The 20552-nt window shown below is 69.7% G+C and carries 17 protein-coding genes and 1 pseudogene; 9 read left to right on the top strand and 9 right to left on the bottom strand.

Annotation, left to right across the window (positions count from 1 at the left end; translation table 11 throughout):
• Window positions 1-42: 42 nt before the first annotated feature.
• Both A5781_RS03965 and A5781_RS03960 read left to right on the top strand, forming a co-directional pair.
• Window positions 43-2127: pseudogene (locus tag A5781_RS03965) on the top strand (ATP-binding cassette domain-containing protein); the annotation flags it as partial.
• 1 nt (window position 2128) lies between these two features.
• Window positions 2129-4690, top strand: a complete 2562-nt coding sequence (locus A5781_RS03960) for an ATP-binding cassette domain-containing protein (RefSeq protein ID WP_067201492.1) — start codon at window positions 2129-2131, stop codon at window positions 4688-4690.
• A gap of 5 nt (window positions 4691-4695) precedes the next feature.
• Here the strand turns inward: A5781_RS03960 and A5781_RS03955 are convergent, their stop codons facing one another.
• The 6 genes from A5781_RS03955 to A5781_RS03930 form a co-directional block, all read right to left on the bottom strand.
• Window positions 4696-5247: a pentapeptide repeat-containing protein gene (locus tag A5781_RS03955; protein ID WP_067201489.1), complete on the bottom strand. Its 552-nt coding sequence runs from the start codon at window positions 5245-5247 to the stop codon at window positions 4696-4698.
• Window positions 5244-5840, bottom strand: a complete 597-nt coding sequence (locus A5781_RS03950; protein ID WP_156622592.1) for an ATP/GTP-binding protein — start codon at window positions 5838-5840, stop codon at window positions 5244-5246. Before A5781_RS03950 ends, A5781_RS03955 begins: the two co-directional genes overlap by 4 nt.
• Window positions 5821-6195 carry a DUF742 domain-containing protein gene (locus tag A5781_RS03945; protein ID WP_067201483.1) on the bottom strand — a complete coding sequence of 125 codons (375 nt, stop codon included), beginning with the start codon at window positions 6193-6195 and terminating at the stop codon, window positions 5821-5823. Before A5781_RS03945 ends, A5781_RS03950 begins: the two co-directional genes overlap by 20 nt.
• 6 nt (window positions 6196-6201) lie before the next feature.
• Entirely contained in the window at window positions 6202-6624 is a 423-nt protein-coding gene (locus A5781_RS03940) for a roadblock/LC7 domain-containing protein (RefSeq protein ID WP_067201480.1), read from the bottom strand.
• Window positions 6621-9359 carry a sensor histidine kinase gene (locus A5781_RS03935; protein ID WP_067201476.1) on the bottom strand — a complete coding sequence of 913 codons (2739 nt, stop codon included), beginning with the start codon at window positions 9357-9359 and terminating at the stop codon, window positions 6621-6623. Before A5781_RS03935 ends, A5781_RS03940 begins: the two co-directional genes overlap by 4 nt.
• A 245-nt stretch (window positions 9360-9604) precedes the next feature.
• Window positions 9605-10210: a bifunctional 2-polyprenyl-6-hydroxyphenol methylase/3-demethylubiquinol 3-O-methyltransferase UbiG gene (locus tag A5781_RS03930; protein ID WP_067201473.1), complete on the bottom strand. Its 606-nt coding sequence runs from the start codon at window positions 10208-10210 to the stop codon at window positions 9605-9607.
• Between the two features lie 17 nt (window positions 10211-10227).
• Between A5781_RS03930 and A5781_RS03925 the strand changes: the two genes are divergently transcribed.
• Both A5781_RS03925 and A5781_RS03920 read left to right on the top strand, forming a co-directional pair.
• Entirely contained in the window at window positions 10228-10692 is a 465-nt protein-coding gene (locus tag A5781_RS03925) for a tRNA (cytidine(34)-2'-O)-methyltransferase (RefSeq protein WP_067201470.1), read from the top strand.
• Window positions 10693-10729: 37 nt separating this feature from the next.
• Window positions 10730-11056: a YciI family protein gene (locus A5781_RS03920; protein ID WP_067201467.1), complete on the top strand. Its 327-nt coding sequence runs from the start codon at window positions 10730-10732 to the stop codon at window positions 11054-11056.
• Here A5781_RS03920 and A5781_RS03915 read toward each other — a convergent pair whose 3' ends face one another.
• On the bottom strand, window positions 11057-11701 hold the full coding sequence (locus A5781_RS03915) for a nitroreductase family protein (RefSeq protein ID WP_067201464.1): 645 nt from the start codon (window positions 11699-11701) through the stop codon (window positions 11057-11059).
• A gap of 241 nt (window positions 11702-11942) precedes the next feature.
• Here A5781_RS03915 and A5781_RS03910 point away from each other — a divergent pair, with 241 nt between their 5' ends.
• Both A5781_RS03910 and A5781_RS03905 read left to right on the top strand, forming a co-directional pair.
• Window positions 11943-12428, top strand: coding sequence for a hypothetical protein (locus tag A5781_RS03910; protein ID WP_067201461.1), 486 nt, complete (start codon window positions 11943-11945; stop codon window positions 12426-12428).
• A 167-nt stretch (window positions 12429-12595) separates the two neighbouring features.
• Window positions 12596-12844 carry a hypothetical protein gene (locus tag A5781_RS03905; protein WP_067201458.1) on the top strand — a complete coding sequence of 83 codons (249 nt, stop codon included), beginning with the start codon at window positions 12596-12598 and terminating at the stop codon, window positions 12842-12844.
• Between the two features lie 25 nt (window positions 12845-12869).
• On the opposite strand, the gene A5781_RS03900 is transcribed toward A5781_RS03905, so the two are convergent.
• Window positions 12870-16148: an error-prone DNA polymerase gene (locus A5781_RS03900; protein WP_067201455.1), complete on the bottom strand. Its 3279-nt coding sequence runs from the start codon at window positions 16146-16148 to the stop codon at window positions 12870-12872.
• Between the two features lie 173 nt (window positions 16149-16321).
• On the opposite strand from A5781_RS03900, the gene A5781_RS03895 reads away from it, so the two are divergent.
• Window positions 16322-17668 (top strand): wax ester/triacylglycerol synthase domain-containing protein, encoded by a 1347-nt coding sequence (locus tag A5781_RS03895; protein ID WP_067201453.1) that lies wholly within the window; start codon window positions 16322-16324, stop codon window positions 17666-17668.
• 41 nt (window positions 17669-17709) lie between these two features.
• Complete coding sequence (gene otsB / locus A5781_RS03890; RefSeq protein WP_067201449.1) at window positions 17710-18837, top strand: trehalose-phosphatase; 1128 nt, start codon at window positions 17710-17712, stop codon at window positions 18835-18837.
• Here otsB and A5781_RS03885 read toward each other — a convergent pair.
• Entirely contained in the window at window positions 18834-19706 is an 873-nt protein-coding gene (locus tag A5781_RS03885; protein WP_067201446.1) for a MaoC family dehydratase, read from the bottom strand. The two genes, otsB and A5781_RS03885, sit on opposite strands and share 4 nt — an antisense overlap.
• 83 nt (window positions 19707-19789) lie before the next feature.
• Here A5781_RS03885 and A5781_RS03880 point away from each other — a divergent pair, with 83 nt between their 5' ends.
• A complete protein-coding gene (locus A5781_RS03880; RefSeq protein WP_067201443.1) occupies window positions 19790-20503 on the top strand; it encodes a histidine phosphatase family protein in 714 nt (237 codons plus the stop codon).
• Window positions 20504-20552: the final 49 nt, after the last annotated feature.

Genomic DNA, 20552 nt, shown 5'->3' with positions numbered 1-20552 from the left:
TATGCGATCGTCGGCAGCGTCAGATGTGTATAAGAGACACCTACACCGGCCGCACCGGCACCGCCCCCCAGTTTCCAGCCGCACCCGCAGATGCCGGCGCCGGAGACCCGGATGTCACCCACCAGCGCCAAGCCGCCCGAGGTGGCCAACCTGGCGACGAAGATGTTCCACGCGCTCAGGCCTTCGCGAACCGGGGCTATCCAGAAGCCTTCCGGCGCGCTGACCATCGGCCGTTCCACCGACAACGACGTCGTCATCCAGGACGTCCTCGCGTCCCGCCATCACGCGTTCCTGACCCAGACGCAGCTGGGCACCGAGATCCGCGACGCCCACAGCGTCAACGGCACCTTCGTCAACGGTGTGCGGGTGGGGTCCGCGGTGCTGACCGAGGGCGACGTGGTCACCATCGGAAACGTCGACCTGGTGTTCACCCGCGGTGAGCTGCTCCGCCGCACCGAGGCCGCGACGCGCACCGGCGGCCTGGAAGTGAACTCCGTGTGCTACACCGTCGACCACGGAAAGCAGCTGCTCGACCACATCTCGCTGACCGCCCGGCCCGGCACGCTGACGGCCATCATCGGCGGTTCGGGTGCCGGTAAGACCACGCTGTCGCGGCTGATCGTGGGCTACACCAGCCCCACTTCGGGCACGGTGACCTTCGAGGGTCACGACATCCACGCCGAGTACGCCTCGATGCGCAGCAGGATCGGAATGGTCCCGCAGGACGACGTCGTGCACCGCCAACTGACCGTCAACCAGGCCCTGAACTACGCCGCCGAGCTGCGACTGCCCCCCGACACCAGCAAAGCCGAGAGGGCTCAGATCGTCGCCCAGGTCCTCGAAGAACTCGACATGACCAAGCACGCCGAGACCCGGGTCGACAAGCTGTCGGGCGGCCAGCGCAAACGCGCCTCGGTGGCCCTCGAGCTGCTCACCCAGCCCTCCCTGCTGCTGCTCGACGAGCCGACCTCCGGCCTGGACCCGGCGCTGGACCGTCAGGTCATGCTGATGCTGCGCCAGCTCGCCGACGCCGGACGCACGGTGTTGGTGGTGACGCACTCGGTGTCCTACCTGGACGTGTGCGATCAGATCCTGCTGGTCGCGCCGGGCGGCAAGACCGCGTTCTGCGGGCCACCCGATCAGGTCGAGGCGGCCATGGGCACCCGCAACTGGGCCGACATCTTCGCGAAGGTGGGCGCCGATCCCGACGAGGCCAACCGCCGGTTCAAGGAGCGCAATCAGCAGCAGTCCCAGGCGCCGTCCCCGCAGAGCCCGGCCGACCTGGGCGAACCGCCGAGGACCGACCTGTGGCGGCAGCTGTCCACGATCGCCCGCCGCCAGGTGCGCCTCGTCGTATCCGACCGCGGTTACACGATCTTCCTGGCGATCCTGCCGTTCCTCATCGGCGCGTTGTCGCTGACGGTGAAAGGCCCCCACCCCGGCCTCGGCCCGGCCGATCCGCTGGGCATCGCCCCCACGCAGCCGCAGTACATCATGGTGCTGCTGAACATCGGCGCAGTCTTCATGGGCACCGCGCTGACGATCCGCGACCTGATCGGCGAGCGCGCGATCTTCCGGCGGGAGCAGGCCGTCGGGCTGTCCACCACCGCCTACCTGCTGGCAAAGATCGCGGTGTTCTGCGTCTTCGCGACGATGCAGGCGGCGGTGGCGACGATGATCGTGCGGCTGGGCAAGGGTGCGCCGACGGCCCACCCGCCGTTCTTCGGCAACTCCACCTTCTCGCTGTTCGTCACCGTCGCGGGCACCTGTGTGGCGTCGGCGATGCTGGGCCTGCTGTTGTCGGCCGTGGCGCAGTCCAACGAACAGATCATGCCGCTGCTCGTGGTGTCGATCATGTCGCAGCTGGTGTTTTCCAGCGGCATGATCCCGGTCTATCAGCGCTTCGGCCTCGAGGAGCTCGCGTGGCTGACACCGGCCCGCTGGGGCTACGCCGCGGGTGCGTCGTCGATCGACTTTCCGTCGCTGGTGAAGGTCAAACAGATCCCCACCAACGACCCGATCTGGCAGCACTCGAAACACATCTTCGTGTTCGACATGGCGATGCTCGCGTTCCTGTCCGCCGCCTACACCGGCTTCGTCCGATGGCACATCCGGCTGAAACGCTGAGATGACTCAAGCCGCGGCGCCCGTCCTCACTGTTCGATCCGACCGATCGAAGGGCAGCTTCGCGGCCGGCCGCGACGTGGTCGTCGGGAGCGACCTGCGCGCGGACTTGCGGGTGGCGCATCCACTGGTCGCCCGCTCGCACCTGCTGCTGCGCTTCGATCGCGGCAAGTGGATTGCGCTGGACAACAATTCGCTGAACGGGGTGTACGCGAACGGCCAGCGGGTGCCGCTGGTCGACATCGAGGACGGCCAGACCGTCAACATCGGCAAGCCCGACGGCCCCCGGATCACCTTCGAAATCGGCCACCACACCGGGGCCGTGGGCATGCTCCCGCCGACCACGGAGTCGATCCCGGTCATCTCGCCGCCCAGCGACGCCCAGCCGGTGCGTGCGCAGCCGGCCGGCCAGCGGCCACCGGCGCCACCGCGGCAACCACCGGCGCAGCCGTCGCGCCCGCACCCGTGGGAGGGGCCGCACCGCACCACCGCCGTACCGATCGTCCGGCCGGACGCCGCGACCCGTTCGGTACCGCAGACGGGCGGGTCGCCGGAGCTCATTCAGCCGACCCAGATCGGCGTGAGCGGCCAGGTGGCGGAGTTCCCGACCACGCGGGTGAAGAACCTGGGTCCCGATTCCGAGCGGGGGACCGAGCGGCCCGGGCGCGCGGCCTGGATCGGTCGCGCCCTCGACAACGACATCGTCATTCACGACGTGCTGGCGTCGCGCCACCACGCGTTCCTGACGCCGACGCCGGCGGGCCCCGAGATCCGCGACGCCAACAGCAGCAACGGCACCTTCGTCAACGGGGTCAAGGCCGCGTCCGCGGTGCTGTCCGAGGGCGACGTGGTGACCATCGGCAACGTCGACCTGGTGTTCTCCGGCGGCATCCTGGTCCGCCGCCAGGAGGCGGCCACGCGAACCGGCGGCCTGGAGGTGCGTGGCGTCGACTTCAGCGTCAACGGCAAGAACCTGCTCGAAAAGATTTCCATGACGGCCCGCCCGGGCACGCTGACCGCACTCATCGGCGGGTCTGGCGCCGGCAAGACCACGCTGTCGCGGCTGATCGCCGGGTACGCCACCCCGACCTCCGGGCTGGTCACGTTCGAGGGCCACAACATCCACACCGAGTACGCGTCGCTGCGGACCAGGATCGGGATGGTCCCCCAGGACGACGTGGTGCACCGCCAGCTCACGGTCAACCAGGCCCTCGGCTACGCGGCCGAGCTGCGGCTGCCGCCCGACACCACCAAGGCCGACCGGGAAGAGGTCGTCGCGCAGGTGCTCGACGAGCTGGGGCTGACGCAGCACGCGGACACCCGGGTGGACAAGCTTTCCGGTGGGCAGCGCAAGCGTGCCTCGGTGGCGCTCGAACTGCTCACCGGGCCGTCGCTGCTGATCCTCGACGAGCCGACGTCCGGTCTGGACCCGGCGCTGGACCTTCAGGTCATGACGATGCTGCGCCAGCTGGCCGACGCCGGCCGGGTGGTGCTGGTGGTCACCCACTCGCTGACCTACCTGGACGTCTGCGACCAGGTGCTGCTGATGGCGCCCGGCGGCAAGACGGCCTTCCTGGGGCCGCCCGACCAGATCGGGACGGTCATGGGGACCACCAACTGGGCGCAGATTTTTGCGAAGGTGGGCGCCGACCCCGACGAGGCCAACCGCCGCTTCCTGGCGCAGAACAAACCCCCGCCGCCCCCGGAAACGGAGGCGCCCGCCGACCTCGGCGTCGCGCCGCGCACCAGCATGCGCCACCAGTTCTCCACCGTCGCCCGCCGCCAGGTTCGCCTGGTCGTCTCCGACCGCGCCTACTTCGTGTTCCTGGCGCTGCTGCCGTTCGTGATGGGCGCGCTGTCGCTGACCGTTCCCGGCCACAACGGTTTCGGCTACGCCGACCCGACGAGCGATTCGGCCGGCGAGGCCGGGACGATCCTGACGCTGCTCACCATGGCAGCGGCGTTCATGGGCACCGCGCTGACGATCCGCGACCTCATCGGCGAGCGCCCGATCTTCCGGCGGGAGCAGGCGGTCGGGCTGTCGACGACCGCCTATCTGCTGGCGAAGATCGCGGTGTTCTGCGTGTTCGCCGTCATCCAGGCGGCCATCGCCACCGCCATCGTGGTGGCCGGCAAGGGCACCCCGAAGCGGCCGGCCGTGCTGCTCGGCAACCCCACCCTCGAGCTGTTCGTCACCGTCGCGGCGACGTGTGTGGCCGCCGCGATGCTGGGCCTGCTGCTGTCGGCGCTGGCGCGCTCCAACGAGCAGATCATGCCGCTGCTGGTGGTGTCGCTCATGGGGCAGATGGTGCTGTCCGGCGGGATGGTGCCGGTCACCAACCGAATCTTCCTCGACCAGCTGTCCTGGGCGGTGCCCTCGCGTTGGGGGTACGCCGCGCAGGCGTCGACGGTCGACCTGTGGACGGTGGCGCCCGGCCCGCAGAGCCCGCGGGACAGCCACTTCCAGCACACGTCGGGGGCCTGGCTGTTCGACATGGGCATGCTCGCGGTGTTGTCGGTCGGCTATGCCGCGCTGGTGCGCTGGCGCATCCGGCTCAAGCACTGAGCCGATCAGCCGTCGAGGCGCAGGCCCTGAGCCGCCGCGAAGGCCACCGCCTGGCCGACGTCGACGCGGGCACCCGACAGCGACGCGGTCCTCCACAACGAGGCATCCACGGTCGCGCCGCGCAGGTCGGCGTCGTCGAGCCGGGCGCCCGTCGTCCGCGCGCCGGACAGGTCGGCGCCGCGCAACACCGCCTTGCGCAGGTCCGCCTCCACAAGGCTGGCCTCCCGCAACCGGCAGCCGCTCAGGTCGACGCCGCGCAGGTCGTTACCGCCGAGCACCGCGAGCGTGAAGTCCACCTCGTCGAAGGCGATCGGCCGCATCCGGCACTGCACGAAGATCGAGCCCAACATGCTGCATTGCGCGAACTCGCTGTGCCACAACGAAGTTCGCTGGAACGTGCAATTGCGGAACGCCGACCCGCGGTGCTGCGACTCGGCCAGGTTGGCGCTGCTGAAGTTGCACTCGTCGAACACGACCCGTTCGGTCTGCCACCGGCTGAGGTCCTCATCGGTGAAGTCGTGGCCTTCGAAGTGACGATCAACCCACCGCGTGCTCAACTGGCCGTCAGGCTGGCCAGAGCGTATTCGCTGACCGCGATCAGCGCATCGGTCGCCGACCGGCGATCCCGGGCGTCGACCGTGATCATCGGGATGTGCGCGGGCAAGGTGAGCGCCTCGCGCACCTCCGCAACGGGGTAGCGCGGCGCGCCATCGAACTCGTTGACCGCGACCAGGAACGGCAGGTTGCGGTGCTCGAAGAAGTCGACCGCGGCGAAGCTGTCCTCCAGGCGCCGGCAATCCACCAGCACGATCGCCCCGATGGCGCCGCGAACCAGGTCGTCCCACATGAACCAGAACCGGCGCTGCCCCGGCGTGCCGAACAGGTAGAGCACGAGGTCCTCGTCCAGCGTGATCCGGCCGAAGTCCATCGCGACGGTGGTGGTCCGCTTGTCCGGGGTGGCCTCCAGCGCGTCGACGGCGGTCGAGGCGTCGGTGAGCATCGCCTCGGTGCGCAACGGCATGATCTCCGACACCGCCCCGACGAACGTCGTCTTGCCGGCACCGAACCCACCCGCGATGACGATCTTCGTGGAGGCGTGGGCGGAGTCGGAGTACATCTCGGAGTGCGCCTCAGAGTGCCTTAAGGCCACGCAGCGTCCTTCCTATCAGTTCGTGGCGCTCATCGGAGGTCGAACGCTCGGACAACGTCCTATGCACCCGAAGGTAGCCGGACAAAACCAGATCGCCGACCAGGACGCGCGTGACACCGAGCGGCAAATCCAGCCGGGCGGAGATCTCCGCGACCGACGGACTGCCCACACAGAGTTGGATGATCTTGCCTTTCGCGTCGTCGGGTGGCCACCGGTAAGCCAGGCCGGCCTGCAGCGTCTGAATCGGCGCTTCCACGGGAAGGTCGACGTCGGTGCCGGTCCGCCCGGAGGTCAGGGTGTACGGGCGGACCAGATTCCCTCTACGTGCGCCCGGCCGGGGTTCGCGTTCGTCCATCGCGGCTCACGAGACGCCAGACCGGCGGGTGGACTGCACCACACCCCCGACCCGCTCGACCAGGATGGCCATCTCGTAGCCGATTTGACCGATGTCACACGACGTGGCGGCGAGCGTGGCCAGGTGCGAGCCGTCGCCGACGCGCATCAACAGCAGGTAGCCGTGTTGCATCTCGACCACCGACTGCAGCACCTGGCCGCCCTCGAACAGCTGCGCGGCGCCGGTCGCGAGGCTGGCCAGACCTGAGGCCACCGCGGCCAGCTGGTCGGCGCGCTCGCGTGGGAGGTGCTCGCTGGCGGCGAGGGGCAGCCCGTCGACGGAGACCAGCAAGGCGTGCGCCACACCGGGAACCTCGCGGGCGAACCGCGTCACCAGCCAGTCCAGCGGGGGGGTACCGCCCGCTTGCGGGGGATTGTCAGGTGAAGTCATTCCTGATCGGGCCCTTGAGTCGTGTCGCGCGCGTGCGACCGGCCGGTGCGCACGCCGCCGAAGTGGTTACTGAAGGAGGCGCGAACCGCCTCGGGATCGCGCGCCGCCGCGGCGTGCTGCGGCTCGCGATCGGAGTGAGTGCCGCCGTTGGTTCCTTGGCCTTCCTCGCCCGGCTGGTCCTGGTCGGGCAGGCCCGTCCCGTTGGCCGTCCCGGGCACCAGCCGGGCGCCGGGCGTGCGGACCGGCAGGCCGTGCTCGGCGGTGCGCGATTCGACGGGCTTGTCCTCGGCCGCCGCGGCCAGCGTCCAACCGCGGTCCCACACCGACTGCCAGTCCAGGTCGGGACTGTTGACCAGGTCGTGGGGGTCGCCGAGCATCTCCGACAGCATCCGCCGGTAGATCACGTCGTCGTCGGCCGGGGGGCTGTCGCTCTTGGGCGCGGCCGGAATCGACGGGCCGGGCGCGCTCGGGGCGGGGGCTGCCGGCTTGTCGGCCTCCCGCGACCGCGCGGCGAAGAACGCCGACGTGTCCGACGCCGTCCGCGCCGGCGCGGGTTTGGGATCCGGCTCCGCCGGGGTGCCGCTCTCCCACCACGGGGTGGGGAGTTCGCGCCGGTGCCGCTGGGGCTGCTCGTCGGCGGGCACCTCGGTGATGCCGCTGGAACCGGGGTTGCGGCGAGGCAGCAGCGTGACCGGCGGTACGGGATCCTCGGCGGCGTGCTGGATCGCCGGCTCGGGCCTGCGTTCCTCGGCCGGCGCGGCGAGTTGTGCGCTGGGGGACGAAACCGCCCGGATCCGCGTCGCTCGGACGGGCCGGGCCGCGCCCTCGAGGATGGTCGGCGGCAGGTAGATCTCCGCGGTGGTGCCGGAGCCCGTCTCGTTGGCCGCCGGACCGCGCAGCCCCACCCGGATGCCGTGCCGGGCCGCGATCCGGCCGACCACGAAAAGCCCCATGTGGCGGGCGTTGTCGGGGCTGACCTCGCCCCCGGCCTGCAGCCGCATGTTCGCCATGCGGCGATCGGTGTCGTTCATGCCCAGGCCGGAGTCGGCGATCCGCACCACGACTCCCCCGTCGCCGCCGCGGGCCGCCGAGACCCGCACGGGCGTCGAGGGCGGTGAGTAGCGCAGGGCGTTGTCGATCAGCTCGGCGAACAGATGGATGGCGCCGCCGGCGGCCGCGCCGATCAGCGTGCTGTTGTCGGGCAGTCCGGCGACTTCGACGCGGCGGTAGTCCTCGACCTCGGACACCGCGGCGTTGAGCACCGTCGACAGCGGCACCGGGTCGCGCTGGTCGCGGGCCAGCTGCGCGCCGGCGAGCACCAGCAGGTTGGCGCTGTTGCGGCGCAGCCGGGCGGCGAGGTGGTCCAGCCGGAACAGGCTGTCCAGGCGTTCGGGGTCCTCCTCGTTGCGCTCCAGCCGGTCGATGAGCGACAGCTGCTGGTCGACCAGCGACCGGCTGCGCCGCGACATGGTCTCGAACATGTCGTTGACCAGCAGTCGCAACCGCGCCTCGTCACCGGCCAGCAGCAGGGCCTGGGTGTGCAGTTCGTCCACGGCGTGGGCGACCTGGCCGATCTCCTCGGTGGTGTACACCGGCAGCGGTTGCGGCGTCGGCTCGGCGCCGCCCGCCTTGACCCGGGCGATCTCCTCCTCGAGGTCGGTGTGGGCCACCTTGAGGGCGCCGTCACGCAGGATGCGCAGCGGCCGCACCAGCGCGCGCGCCACCAGCAACACGACGACCAGTGCGATGACGATCGCGGCCAGCACCAGGATGGTGTCCAGGATCGCGGCGTTGCGCTTGTCGGCGGCCTGCGCGTGCACCGACTTGGTCACCGATGCGGTGGCGTCCTTGATGACCTGCTCGGCGATGTCGTCGGTGGCCTGGATCGAGCGCAGCAGGTCGGCGTTGTCGACGAGCACGCTGGCCGGATCGGACATGATCGCCATCCGGGCCACCAGCTGCTGCTGCAGCGTCTTGGCTTCGGGCGATCCGGCGCCGAGCACCTCGCTCATCCCGAACAGGGTCGACGGCTCGGTCCCGGCCAGGGTGATCATCGAGGTCCGCAGTTGCGGCTCGGGCAGCTCGGCGCCGCGGGTGACGAGGATCTTCTGCATCGTCATCTGCCCGCGCGCCCCGACCGCCCGGCTCAGCCCCTCGGTCTGCGCGCGGATCTTCTCGTCGTCGACGCGCACCGACGCGTTGATGACGTCCTCCGCGGTCAGCAGGATGGGGGCATACAGGGTCACCCGCTCCCGCAAACCGAGGCCGTTGTCGGACGCCTTGTTCACCAGCATCTGACCGCCGTCGAGCAGGTTGTTCACGCCCGACCGCACTTCGGCGCTCACGTCGGTGTCGTTCAGCCGCGTGTCCAACTCGTACTTGCGCGCCTCGAAGTTCTTCTTGGCCCCCTCCACGTCGCGCCCGGTGCTGCCCGCCATCAGGGCGACGTCCAGGGCGGACATGTATTTGGTGACCACCGGGACCACGTCGGCGCGGGCGGCGGCAAGCCGCAGACCGCCCGCGTTCGCCATCGCGCCCTCGATGCGCAGCACCCCGAACACCGTCGCCAACACCAGCGGGACCAGCACAATCGCCAGCACTTTCCACCGGACCGGCCAGTTGCTCAGCGACCAGGTCGGCGGCCGTTTGTCCGGCACCGGGTCGGTGGCGTGCGGCTGCGAGGACTCGGAGGCGGCCGCCTCGGCCGGGTTGGCCGGGCGGGCGAACATGGTCATGTCGCCACGGCCGTGCGACCGGCCGCCGCGCTGATGGTCAGCGCCCGAGAAATCGAGAGGCTCATGAGACTTCCTGCTTTATCCACCCGTACCACGCCAGATGGGCGCGAGCGCGTCAACGTGGCAATCCGACGAGTATGACAGCCCGCGGCCCAGGTCACCAGAATCGTTACTGAGCAGACAGGTCCCTCCAAGGTGGACCCGCGCACGGGCCGACGATTCTGGCAAACCCGCCCGCCGGCAAGCTATGCCGGGCGGAGGACCGCGACGAGGAAATCCGAGTCATCGGTGAACGGTCGCAGGTCCCAGGTGGAGAGCAGCAGATCCGGCGCGAAGCCGGCGGCCGCGGCGTCGTCGAGGAAGGCGGCGAACGCGTAATCGCGGCCGGCGCCGAAGCCGATGGCCGCCCGGCCGTCACCCTTGAGGTGGGCGCGCAGCCGGCCCAGCACCCGCCCCCGGGTGCTGGGGGCGAGAAACGTCATCACGTTGCCGGCGGACACGATCACGTCGAACGGCTCGGCGATGCCGCGGGCCGGCAGGTCCAGTTCGGCGAGGTCGCCGACGAGCCAGCGCGGGCCGGGATGATCCTGCTCGGCGGCTTCGATGAGCGCCGGATCGACGTCGACGCCGACGACGTGGTCACCGGCGGCGGCCAGGTAACCGCCCAGCCGACCGGGGCCGCAACCCGCGTCGAGGATCCGGGCGCCCCTTGGCGCTATCGCGTCCACGAAGCGGGCCTCGCCGGCCAGGTCGTCACCGGCGCGGGCCATGGCGCGGAACCGCTCGATGTACCACTGCGAATGTCCGGGATCGGCAGCGACTTTCTGCATCCAGATGCTCTGCTCGACCATGCGACCATTATCGCGTTGTGTTCAAGCTGATGTTCTACTCCCCGCGCGTCGCCCCTAACACGGGCAATGCGATCCGGACGGCGGCGGCGACGGGCTGCGAATTGCATCTCGTCGAGCCGATGGGCTTCGACCTGTCCGAACCGAAGGTGCGGCGGGCCGGGCTGGACTATCACGACCTCGCGTCGGTCACCGTCCATGCCTCACTCGAGGCCGCCTGGGAGGCGCTCGCGCCGGCCCGGGTGATCGCGTTCACCTCGCACGCGCCCACCTCGTTCGCCGACGTCCGCTACCGGGCGGGCGACGTGTTGATGTTCGGGCCCGAACCCACCGGGCTGGACGCGGAGACGCTGGCCGACGCGCACATCACCGAGCAGGTGCGGATCCCCATGCTGGCCGGCCGCCGCTCGCTGAACCTGTCCAACGCGGCGGCCGTCGCCGTGTACGAGGCCTGGCGGCAGCACGGCTATGACGGGGCGCTCTAAGCGATGAGTTCCGGGCGCGGCGCGAGTCAGCAGTGACATGGCAACCTTCATCACGATCGGTTACGGCGAAGAAGCCGGATACCTCCAGTTGAGCGACGACCGCCGACAGTCCGCGCACGCCCGCGACGACGAACTCAGCGCGTCCGGCGCGTTCGTCGCCCGAGCCGGAGACCCCGTGCAGGTGCGCAACCCGGACGGTGCAGGGGTACGGATCGAGCAGGGCCCCTTCCTCCGATCGGCGATGCCGATCGCCGGGTTCGCGGTGTTGGAGGCAGACGATCTCGACGCGGCGATCGAGCGGGTGAGTCAAACGCCCTGCGCGGTCGCGCACGGGATCGTCGAGGTGTGGCCGCTTCAGACCTGATTACCAAGCGTCCCAATGCGTGACCTGCTCGGCGGGCAACCGCTTGGCGGGGCGGAAGTCGGTGCCCTTGGTGTAGGCGATCGGGAACAGCCCGCCCTGGCTGTACTTGTCGTAGGGAATGCCCAGCACGTCGGCCACCTGCTGCTCGCCGTCGCGCAGTAGGTGCAACGTCGTCCAGCATGAGCCCAGCCCGCGGGAGCGCAACGCCAGGCAGAAACTCCAGACCGCCGGGAACAGCGAGGCCCAGAACGACACCCCACCCAACGGCGACTTGTCGTCACGGCCTTCGATGCAGGGGATCAACAACACCGGCGCCTCGTGCATGTGCTCGGCGAGGTAGGTCGCGGAATCGCGGACCTTGTCCATCCGATCGCCGCGGGTGTCCCCCTCGCCGTATTGCGGCGCCGGCGCGCTGAGGTAGTCGCGGGCGTTGGCCAGATACACCTCGCCGATCGCCTTCTTCTTCTCCGCGTCCTCGACGAACACCCATTGCCAGCCCTGCGAATTGGATCCTGTCGGGGCCTGCAGCGCCAGGTCGAGGCATTCCATCAGCACCTCGCGGCCGACCGGCTTGTCGAAGTCGAGACGTTTGCGGACCGAGCGGGTGGTGGTGAGGACTTCGTCGACGGACAAGTTGAGGGTCATGCTTGGAGACTACCGATGCCGCAATCAGGGGTTTCGTTTCGCTCGACGAATCGGGACCGATGGCCGAAGCGTCTGTGACCAACGGCCCTACGTCAGGCCCGTGATATGCGGCGATAGTCGTCCCGAACAGCAGTTTTCTGCAGGACACCCATATGATGAGGGGGCGATTTTGATGCCGGCAGGCAACCGATCCGTGGGTGCGAGCGTTCATGCGCATTGCGGGGTTTCACCACGGAACCGATTGGGCGGCAACGCTACTGCCGTCGAGCGCATCGGTGTGCTCGCGCTGGTCGTGTTCATCGTGGTGGCCGTGGGGTGGGCGTCCAGGACGCCGAGCCACGCGATGCCCACCGGCGACAAAGGCCTGCCCGGGAAGTGGCTTGGAGATGCGCAGTGCTACGACGGCTCCAAGGGCACCGCGGCCCTGGAGGTCACCAGTGTCGTTTTCAACGAGTTCCACGGCAAGATGAGCTACTCCCCTTGGGGCTTTTGCGAGCAGTATCACGATGAATACCTCTGGGGCACCGTGAATCCGGACGGCAGTCTGCAGGGCAGTGTGTTCGCGGGAACCTATTTCTACAGCCGTACCAATGACTGGACGCTTCACTACAACTGGGACCAACAGTGGGGCGGCGTGGACAAATGGATCCACGGACGGCTGGTCAAGCAGAGCGGCGAACCTATGCCCGTACCGGCACAACCGGGTCAGCTAGCAGCCGAAGGATGAAGCAGATGAGAATGCTTGGCAGCCCGTTTATTTGGGCCGCAGCAGTGACGTTGACGCTCGCGCTCGCTACGACATCCGGTGAGCCGGCGAACGCCGAAGACTACCTGTATGTGCACACCGAGTCCGGAAGGACGCGGTGTTCCATCGGAACACACGAAGTTCTATGCGTGAGCCAAACCTTGGAATTGCCAGTAGGATTCGGTAACAACGCGGCCGAGGTCGACGACACGGGCAAGTTGCAATACCTGGGCGTGGGCATGGTCGGCGACCCCGATCGCGATATCGTGCTGCATTACGGCCAGACGTATCACCTGCAGGGTTGGACGGTGCTGCCGACGGATCATGGCACCCGGTTCACCAATGACCGCACCGGTCACGGCATGTTCGTGAGCGTTCACGGGATTTACTCGTTCTGAGGCCGCGAACGCAAGACGCTTAGGCTCACCGGAAGTCACGGGACTTCGAGCCGACGGCCAGGGTGATGCTGCCCAGCCGCTCGGCGACGACGGTGACGGCGCCGCTGGCGTTTTGGACCTGGCCGCGCACCAGCATCGCCGGTGCGGTGTTGGCCAGCTTGCGGTGCCGCGCCCACACCGCCGGCGTACACAGCACGTTGACCATCCCGGTCTCGTCCTCGAGGTTGAGGAACGTCACCCCCTGGGCCGTGCCGGGCCGCTGCCGGTGGGTCACCGCACCGGCGATCAGCACCCGGTCGCCGTCGGGCACGTCGAGCAGCTTCCCGGCGGGAACCACGCCCATCGCGTCCAGGTCAACCCGCAGGAACTGCGTCGGATAGCTGTCCGGGGAGATGCCGGTCGCCCACACGTCCGCGGCGGCCAGTTCCAGCTCACTCATTCCGGGCAACGCCGGGACGTGCGACGACGAGCCCACCCCGGGCAGGCGGTCCGGGCGCTGGGTGGCGGCCGCCCCGGCCGCCCACAGCGCCTCGCGCCGCGACATGCCGAAGCAGCCCAGCGCCCCGGCCGTGGCCAGCGCCTCGGTCTGCGGCACGCTCAATTGCAACCGCGTGGTCAGATCCAGCAGAGACGCGAACGCACCGTTGGCTTTTCGCTCCTCGACCAGCCGCTCGGCGAGGTCTTCGCCGATGTGGCGCACCGCGCCCAACCCCAGCCGGACCTCTGTTCCAGCGTTCTCGAGCGTGGCGTGCGCCAGGCTGGCGTTGACGTCCGGGCCGTGCACCGTCACGCCGTGCCTGCGCGCGTCGGCCACCAGCGACTGCGGCGAATAGAAGCCCATCGGTTGCGCGCGCAGCAGCGCCGCGCAGAATGCCGCCGGGTGGTGCAGCTTGAACCACGACGAGTAGAACACCAGCGACGCGAAGGACAGCGCGTGGCTTTCCGGGAAACCGAAATTGGCGAAGGCCTCCAGCTTTTCGTAGGTCCGGTCGATCACCTCGTCGGGGGCGCCGTGCAGCGCGCGCATGCCGTCGTAGAACCGGCCGCGCAGCCGTCGCATGCGTTCGGTCGAACGCTTGGAACCCATCGCGCGCCGCAGCTGGTCGGCCTCGGCGGCGGAAAAGCCGGCGCAGTCGACCGCCAGCTGCATCAACTGCTCCTGAAACAGTGGCACCCCCAGCGTCTTTCGCAGCGCCGGCTCCATCGACGGGTGGTCGTAGGTGACCGGGTCGAGACCGTTGCGCCGCCGGATGTAGGGGTGCACCGACCCGCCCTGGATGGGTCCGGGGCGGATCAGCGCCACCTCCACCACCAGGTCGTAGAAGATCCGCGGCCGCAGCCGCGGCAGGGTCGCCATCTGCGCCCGCGACTCCACCTGAAACACGCCGACGGAATCGGCGCGGGCCAGCATCTCGTACACCGCCGGCTCGGAGAGGTCGAGTTTGGCCAGGTCCACCTCGATCCCCTTATGCTCGGCCACCAGGTCGATGGCGTAGTGCAGCGCCGAGAGCATGCCCAGCCCTAGCAGGTCGAACTTCACCAAACCGATTGCCGCACAGTCGTCTTTGTCCCACTGCAGGACGCTGCGGTTCTCCATGCGCGCCCACTCCACCGGGCACACGTCGGCGATCGGGCGGTCACAGATCACCATGCCGCCGGAATGAATGCCCATGTGCCGCGGCAGGTTCCGAATCTGGTTCGCCAGATCGACCACCGGCTCTGGGATGCCTTCTATGTCGGGCGAGTCCGCCAGGCCGTTCCAGTGGCTGATCTGCTTGCTCCACGCGTCCTGCTGACCCTGCGAGAAGCCGAGGGCGCGGGCCATGTCGCGCACGGCGATCCGGCCCCGGTAGGTGATGACGTTGGCGACCTGGGCGGCGTAGTCGCGGCCGTATTTGTCGTAGACGTACTGGATGACCTTTTCGCGCTCGTCCGACTCGATGTCCATGTCGATGTCGGGCGGCCCGTCCCGGGCGGGCGACAGAAACCGCTCGAACAACAGCTCGTTGGCCACCGGATCCACCGCGGTGACGCCCAGGGCATAACAGACCGCGGAATTGGCCGCCGATCCCCTGCCCTGACACAGGATGTTGTTCTTCCGGCAGAACCGGGCGATGTCGTGCACCACCAGGAAGTAACCCGGAAATGTCAGCTGCGCAATGACTTTCAGTTCACGCTCGATCTGGGAGTAGGCGCGCGGCGCGGCATCGGCCGGCCCGTAGCGGTCCCGCGCCCCGGCCATGGTCAGCTGCCGCAGCCAGCTGTCCTCGGTGTGCCCGGCGGGCACGTCGAACGGCGGGAGCTGCGGCGCGATCAACGCCAGCCCGAACGCGCACTGTTCGCCGAGCTCGGCGGCGGCGGTCACCGCTTCGGGCCGCTGCCCGAACAGCCGGGCCATCTCCTCGCCGGACCGCAGATGCGAGCCGCCCAGCGGGGCCAGCCACCCGGCGGCGGCGTCCAGGGACTGCCGCGCCCGGATCGCGCCCATCGCCATGGCCAGCCGGCGCCGCGACGGCCCCGCGAAATGCGCCCCGGTGGTGGCGACGACGCCGACGCCGAAGCGCGGTGCCAGCGCGGCCAGCGCCGCGTTGCGTTCGTCGTCGAGCGGGTGGCCGTGGTGGGTCAACTCGATGCTGACCCGGTCCGCGCCGAACCGGTCCACCAGGTCGGCCAGCGCCCGCCCCGCCGCGTCCGGGCCTTGCGACAGGGCTTGGCGCACATGGCCTTTGCGGCAGCCGGTCAGGATGTGCCAGTGCCCGCCGGCGGCCTCGGTCAGCGCGTCCAAGTCGTAGCGGGGTTTGCCCTTCTCCCCGCCGGCCAGGTGCGCCGCGGCCAGCTGCCGCGACAGCCGCCGGTAGCCCTCCGGGCCGCGGGCCAGCACCAGCAGGTGCGGGCCGGGCGGGTCCGGCGTCTCGGTGCGGGCCCCTGGCCCCAGGGACAGCTCGGCGCCGAACACGGTGTTCAGCTCGAGTTCGGCGGCCGCTTCGGCGAACCGCACCGCCCCGTACAGGCCGTCGTGGTCGGTCAGTGCCAGCGCACGCAACCCCAGCCGGGCGGCCTCCTCGACCAGCTCCTCCGGCGTGCTGGCCCCGTCGAGGAAGCTGAACGCCGAATGCGCGTGCAGCTCGGCATAGGGAACGGACGAGTGGGCCCCCCGGGTGTCGTCCGGCGGTCGGTAGGTTCCGCGCTTGGGCGACAGGGGGGCGTCCTCCCCGGGTACCACCGGCACGCCGGCATGGCGCGGCTTGCCGTCGAGCACGCGCTCCATTTCCGCCCAGCTCGGCGGGCCGTTAAACCAACCCATACCAGCCCACGACCGCAGTCTATCGAATGTTTGTTCGAATTGCCTCCCGCCCAGGACAACCGTTGTTAAACCGATCTTCAACTCCTAAACAAGGTCTTAACGCCGAGGGCCTAGCCCGGGCACAAACCCGGGCAGACACTGGTACGAGGGCAAAATCGACCGCGGGGGCGAGCATGGCGCAGGTGAGGGCACTGGATGCGGCGTTCCTGACGGCTCAAGACCCCGATCAGCACGCCGGCCTCGCAACCGGCGCGGTGGCCATCGTCGACGGCGGCGCACCCGACTTTCAGCGCCTCAAAAGACTTCTGGCGGAACGCATTCGGTTGATACCGCGCTGCACGCAATTGCTGCGCGCCCACCCGCTGCACCAGGAATGGGTCGACTGCCCGGAATTCGACCTCGCCCGCCACGTGCGCCGAATGGCGATTCCCCGGCCCGGTGACGAAGCCGAGCTGGCCCGGGCCATCGCGCACGCCCTCGAGCGCCCCCTGGGCCCGGATCGTCCGCCGTGGGAGTGCTGGGTGATCGAGGGCCTCAAGGGCAACCGCTGGGCGATCCTGATGAAAACGCATCACCGCCTCCTGGGCGGCGACTCTCCCGCCCAGCTGCTCACCAGGCTGTGCGACGACGCCGATGTCGCGACCTTCGCCAATGATCCTGCGGCCCAACGGGTCCCGCGGCAACCGGCGCGGCGCCAGGGCTGGCCCGATGTGCTGTGGCGGGCGTCCTGGACCGCGACCGGCGCCGCCCTCGGCGCGGTGTGGCCCGTGCTGCCGGCGCACGACCGGGTCGCCACTGCGCGGCGCTATGCCACAGTGCGGGTCCAGATCGCCGACGTCGACCGCGTCTGCCGCAAGTTCGGTGTGGCCGTCAACGACGTCGCGCTGGCCGCCACCAGCGAGGGCTTCCGGACGGTGCTGCTCGGGCGCGGCGAGGAGCCGCGGGCGGACTCGCTGCGCGCCCTGGTGCCGACGCCGATCCGTTCGGCGTATCTGCCGGTCGAAGGCGACGACCCGGTGCAGCGCTTGCGGACCGTGCAGACCAGGTGGAACGACAAGGAAACGGGCCCTCCGCGGTCCGGGGGCATCGTCGGGTCGGTGCTCAATTCCTTGCCAACGGTGCTGCGGGACAGCGTCATCCAGTTGCTGACTCGGCTGCCGCAGCGCGCCATCGTCACGCTGGCGACCAATGTGCCCGGGCCCCGCGACCGGCTGCGCCTGATGGGCCAGACCATGGAGCGTTTGCTGCCCATCCCCCCGACCGACGTCCAGTTGAGCACCGGGGTCGCGGTGCTGAGCTACGGCGACGAACTCGTATTCGGCATCACCGCCGAGCCCGGCGCCGCGTTTGACGTCAAGCAATTGGCCGCCGGCATCGAACTGGGCATGGCGCGGCTGGTGGCGCTCAGCCAGGACTCGGTGCTGCTGTTCGGCGATCGCCGCCGCAAGCGGTCGCCGCGCGCGTTTCCCGGTCGCGCGCCGGGCGCGCGCCCACCCGCGCCGGGGCACGCGCGGCACTGACCCGCTCCCGTTCGGGATGACCACCGTGAGAAGGTTGGGTCATGCCAGAGTCGGGGTCGGTCGTCATCGACCCGCGCCGCCATGACGCGGTGCTGTTCGACGCGCTCGACCCCGCCCTGGACGGGCAGCTGCGCGGGATCGGGGTCGGCACCGCGACCTTTACCGACGACCCGGTGGAAGCGGCTCGGCGGCTGCAGGTGCTTCCCGGCCGGTGCGTGGTCGTCACCGCCGACGAAGCGGGCGTCGAGGCGGCGCGCGCCGGCGGATTCGCGTTGGTCATCGGTGTCGACCGAGGGAATGGCGGCGCGCTGCGGGACGCCGGCGCGGACGCGGTCGTCGCGGACCCCGGCGAGGTGACCGTGCGCACCGGGGACCGCCGGATGTCACAGCTGCTCGACGCGCTGACGGCCCTCGACGACCTGGCCGCGCGGCGACCGGCGGTGTTCTTCGACTTCGACGGCACGCTGTCCGAGATCGTCAACGATCCGGATGCGGCCATCCCGGTCGACGGCGCCACCGAGGCGCTGCGGCAGCTGGCCCAACAGTGCCCGGTCGCGGTGTTGTCCGGTCGCGATCTGGCCGACGTGACGAAGCGGGTTGGCGTGCAAGGCATCTGGTATGCCGGTAGCCACGGCTTCGAGCTGACCGCACCCGACGGCAGGCACCACCAGAACGACGCCGCCGCGGCGGCCATACCGGTGCTGGAGCGTGCGGCCGGCGAATTGCGGGAGCGACTGGGCTCCATCCCGGGTGTGATGGTGGAGCACAAGCGCTTTGGGGTCGCGGTGCACTACCGCAACGCCAGCCGCGACCGCGTCGGGGAGGTGGCGGCCGCGGTGCGCGCGGCGGGCCGGCGCGACGAGCTGCGGGTGACCACCGGCCGCGAGGTCATCGAGCTGCGGCCGGACCTGGACTGGGACAAGGGGAAAACGCTGCGCTGGGTGCTCGACCACCTGACCGGGGCGGAGTCGGGTCCGCTCACGCCGGTCTATCTCGGCGACGACATCACCGATGAGGACGCGTTCGACGCGATCCACGACGGTGGTGTGCCCATCCTGGTGCGGCACAACGACGACGGCGACCGCGCCACCGCGGCGGAGTTCGCGCTGGACAGCCCCGCGCGCGCCAGCGAGTTCACCGCCCGGCTGGCGCGCGAGCTGTCCCGCTAGGCCTGCACGTACTCCACCGCGCCGTCGTCGAGCACCACCCGCGTCCCGACGCCCTCGGTGCCGGACGCCTCGGTGCGGAACACCGCCTTGCCTCCCTCGGTGCGCCAGATCAGCGTGGTCAGCGTCTCGCCGGGAAACACCGGCGAGGTGAATCGCGCCGCAATCGAGGTGATGTTGGCCGCGACCCCGCCACCCAGCTCGGCGAGCAGCGCGCGACCCGTCACCCCGTAGCTGCACAGCCCGTGCAGGATCGGCTTGGGGAAGCCGGCCATCTCGCGAGCGAACCACGGGTCGCTGTGCAGCGGGTTGCGGTCACCGGAGAGCCGGTAGATCAGCGCCTGGTCTTCCCGGGTGGGCAGCGCGACCCGGGCGTCGGGCTCGCGGTCGGGGATCTCCGGGGCCACCGGCCGCTGACCCGGCATGCCACCGAACCCGCCCTCGCCCCGGATCACCAGGGTGGTGAGCGTCTCGGCGATCAGCTTCTCCGAGTCGGGGTCCGTGCCCCGGCCGCGCAACACCAGGATCGCGTTCTTGCCCTCGCCCTTGTCCTGGATGTCGGCGACCTCGGTGACCACCGACAGCTTCCCCGCGGGTGGCAGCGGCGCGTGCAGCCGGATTTCCTGCGAGCCGTGTAACAGCATGGCCCAGTTGAACGTTCCGACCTTGCCGGCCGCCCCGAACGCCGGGCAGCAGATCACCGCGTAGGTGGGCAGCACCTGCTGGTCGATGTCGTGGCTGTTCTCGGTGGTGAACGACAGGTCGTCGAGGCCGGCGCCGACGCCGAGCGCGTACAGCAGGGTGTCCCGGTCGGTCCATTCGAACAGCATCGGTTCGGTCACCGCGCCGACGGCACTCGGGTCAATCGCCATCTGAGTCTCCTTAGCCAGTATTTTCTCCACCTAACCATCGCAAACCCTTCCCACCGATGCCGTCGGCAGGGCAGGCTATCGACATGCCGAAGCGCAGCTTGGTCCGGAATGTCTCGAAGGCGGTCGCGGCGTTCACCGCGGTCCTCATTGTCGGTGCCTGCGGCGGATCGCCCCAGGCGCGCAGCATCACGGTGACGTTCATCCGGCACGCCCAGTCCGAATCCAACGCCAGCGGGATCATCGACACCTCGGTGCCGGGCCCCGGCCTGACGCCCGAGGGTCAGGGGCAGGCCCAACAGATCGCGCACCAAGCGGGCCGCAAGGACTACGACGGCGTCTACGCCTCCACCATGGTCAGAACCCAGCAGACCGCAGCGCCGCTGGCCTCCGAGCTGGGCAAGCAAGTCGAGGTGCTGCAAGGCATCCAGGAGATCAACGCCGGCTGGTTCGAGGGCAAGCCGTTCGCCCAGGAGAACGCGACGTACCTGTTGGCGCCGGCGGACTGGCTCAGGGGCGACATGCAAGACAGCATCCCGGGGTCGGTCAGCGGCAAACAGTTCAACGACGGGTTCACCGCGGCCGTCCAGAAGGTCTACAACAGTGGCCAGCACAATCCGGTGGTGTTCTCGCACAAATTCGCCATCGAGTACTGGACGCTGATGAATACGAAGAACGCCAAGGACACCCTGCTGACCAGCCACCCGCTGCCCAACACCGGGCGCGTGGTGATCACGGGGAACCCGATGACCGGCTGGACCCTGGTGGAGTGGGACGGCATCCGGGACTTCCACAGCTGATACCGGTTGGCCGGTTGACGTGGGCGGTCGTCAGCCGCCACGATGGCTC

Source organism: Mycobacterium sp. 852002-30065_SCH5024008 (genome assembly GCF_001665645.1).
In the GTDB taxonomy this organism is placed as follows: domain Bacteria; phylum Actinomycetota; class Actinomycetes; order Mycobacteriales; family Mycobacteriaceae; genus Mycobacterium; species Mycobacterium paraffinicum.
Note: the sequence above shows the minus strand (reverse complement) of the source record. Positions and strands in the feature narration are given on the sequence as shown.

Excerpts from the sequence above, each read along its gene's own strand:
- A5781_RS03915 (WP_067201464.1), bottom strand. The coding sequence starts at position 11,701 with ATGACCCTCAACTTGTCCGTCGACGAAGTCCTCACCACCACCCGCTCG.
- A5781_RS03935 (WP_067201476.1), bottom strand. The coding sequence starts at position 9,359 with ATGACCATGTTCGCCCGCCCGGCCAACCCGGCCGAGGCGGCCGCCTCC.
- A5781_RS03900 (WP_067201455.1), bottom strand. The coding sequence starts at position 16,148 with ATGGGTTGGTTTAACGGCCCGCCGAGCTGGGCGGAAATGGAGCGCGTG.
- A5781_RS03960 (WP_067201492.1), top strand. The coding sequence starts at position 2,129 with ATGACTCAAGCCGCGGCGCCCGTCCTCACTGTTCGATCCGACCGATCG.
- otsB (WP_067201449.1), top strand. The coding sequence starts at position 17,710 with ATGCCAGAGTCGGGGTCGGTCGTCATCGACCCGCGCCGCCATGACGCG.
- A5781_RS03880 (WP_067201443.1), top strand. The coding sequence starts at position 19,790 with ATGCCGAAGCGCAGCTTGGTCCGGAATGTCTCGAAGGCGGTCGCGGCG.
- A5781_RS03920 (WP_067201467.1), top strand. The coding sequence starts at position 10,730 with ATGGCAACCTTCATCACGATCGGTTACGGCGAAGAAGCCGGATACCTC.
- A5781_RS03895 (WP_067201453.1), top strand. The coding sequence starts at position 16,322 with ATGGCGCAGGTGAGGGCACTGGATGCGGCGTTCCTGACGGCTCAAGAC.
- A5781_RS03885 (WP_067201446.1), bottom strand. The coding sequence starts at position 19,706 with ATGGCGATTGACCCGAGTGCCGTCGGCGCGGTGACCGAACCGATGCTG.
- A5781_RS03945 (WP_067201483.1), bottom strand. The coding sequence starts at position 6,195 with ATGGACGAACGCGAACCCCGGCCGGGCGCACGTAGAGGGAATCTGGTC.
- A5781_RS03940 (WP_067201480.1), bottom strand. The coding sequence starts at position 6,624 with ATGACTTCACCTGACAATCCCCCGCAAGCGGGCGGTACCCCCCCGCTG.
- A5781_RS03930 (WP_067201473.1), bottom strand. The coding sequence starts at position 10,210 with ATGGTCGAGCAGAGCATCTGGATGCAGAAAGTCGCTGCCGATCCCGGA.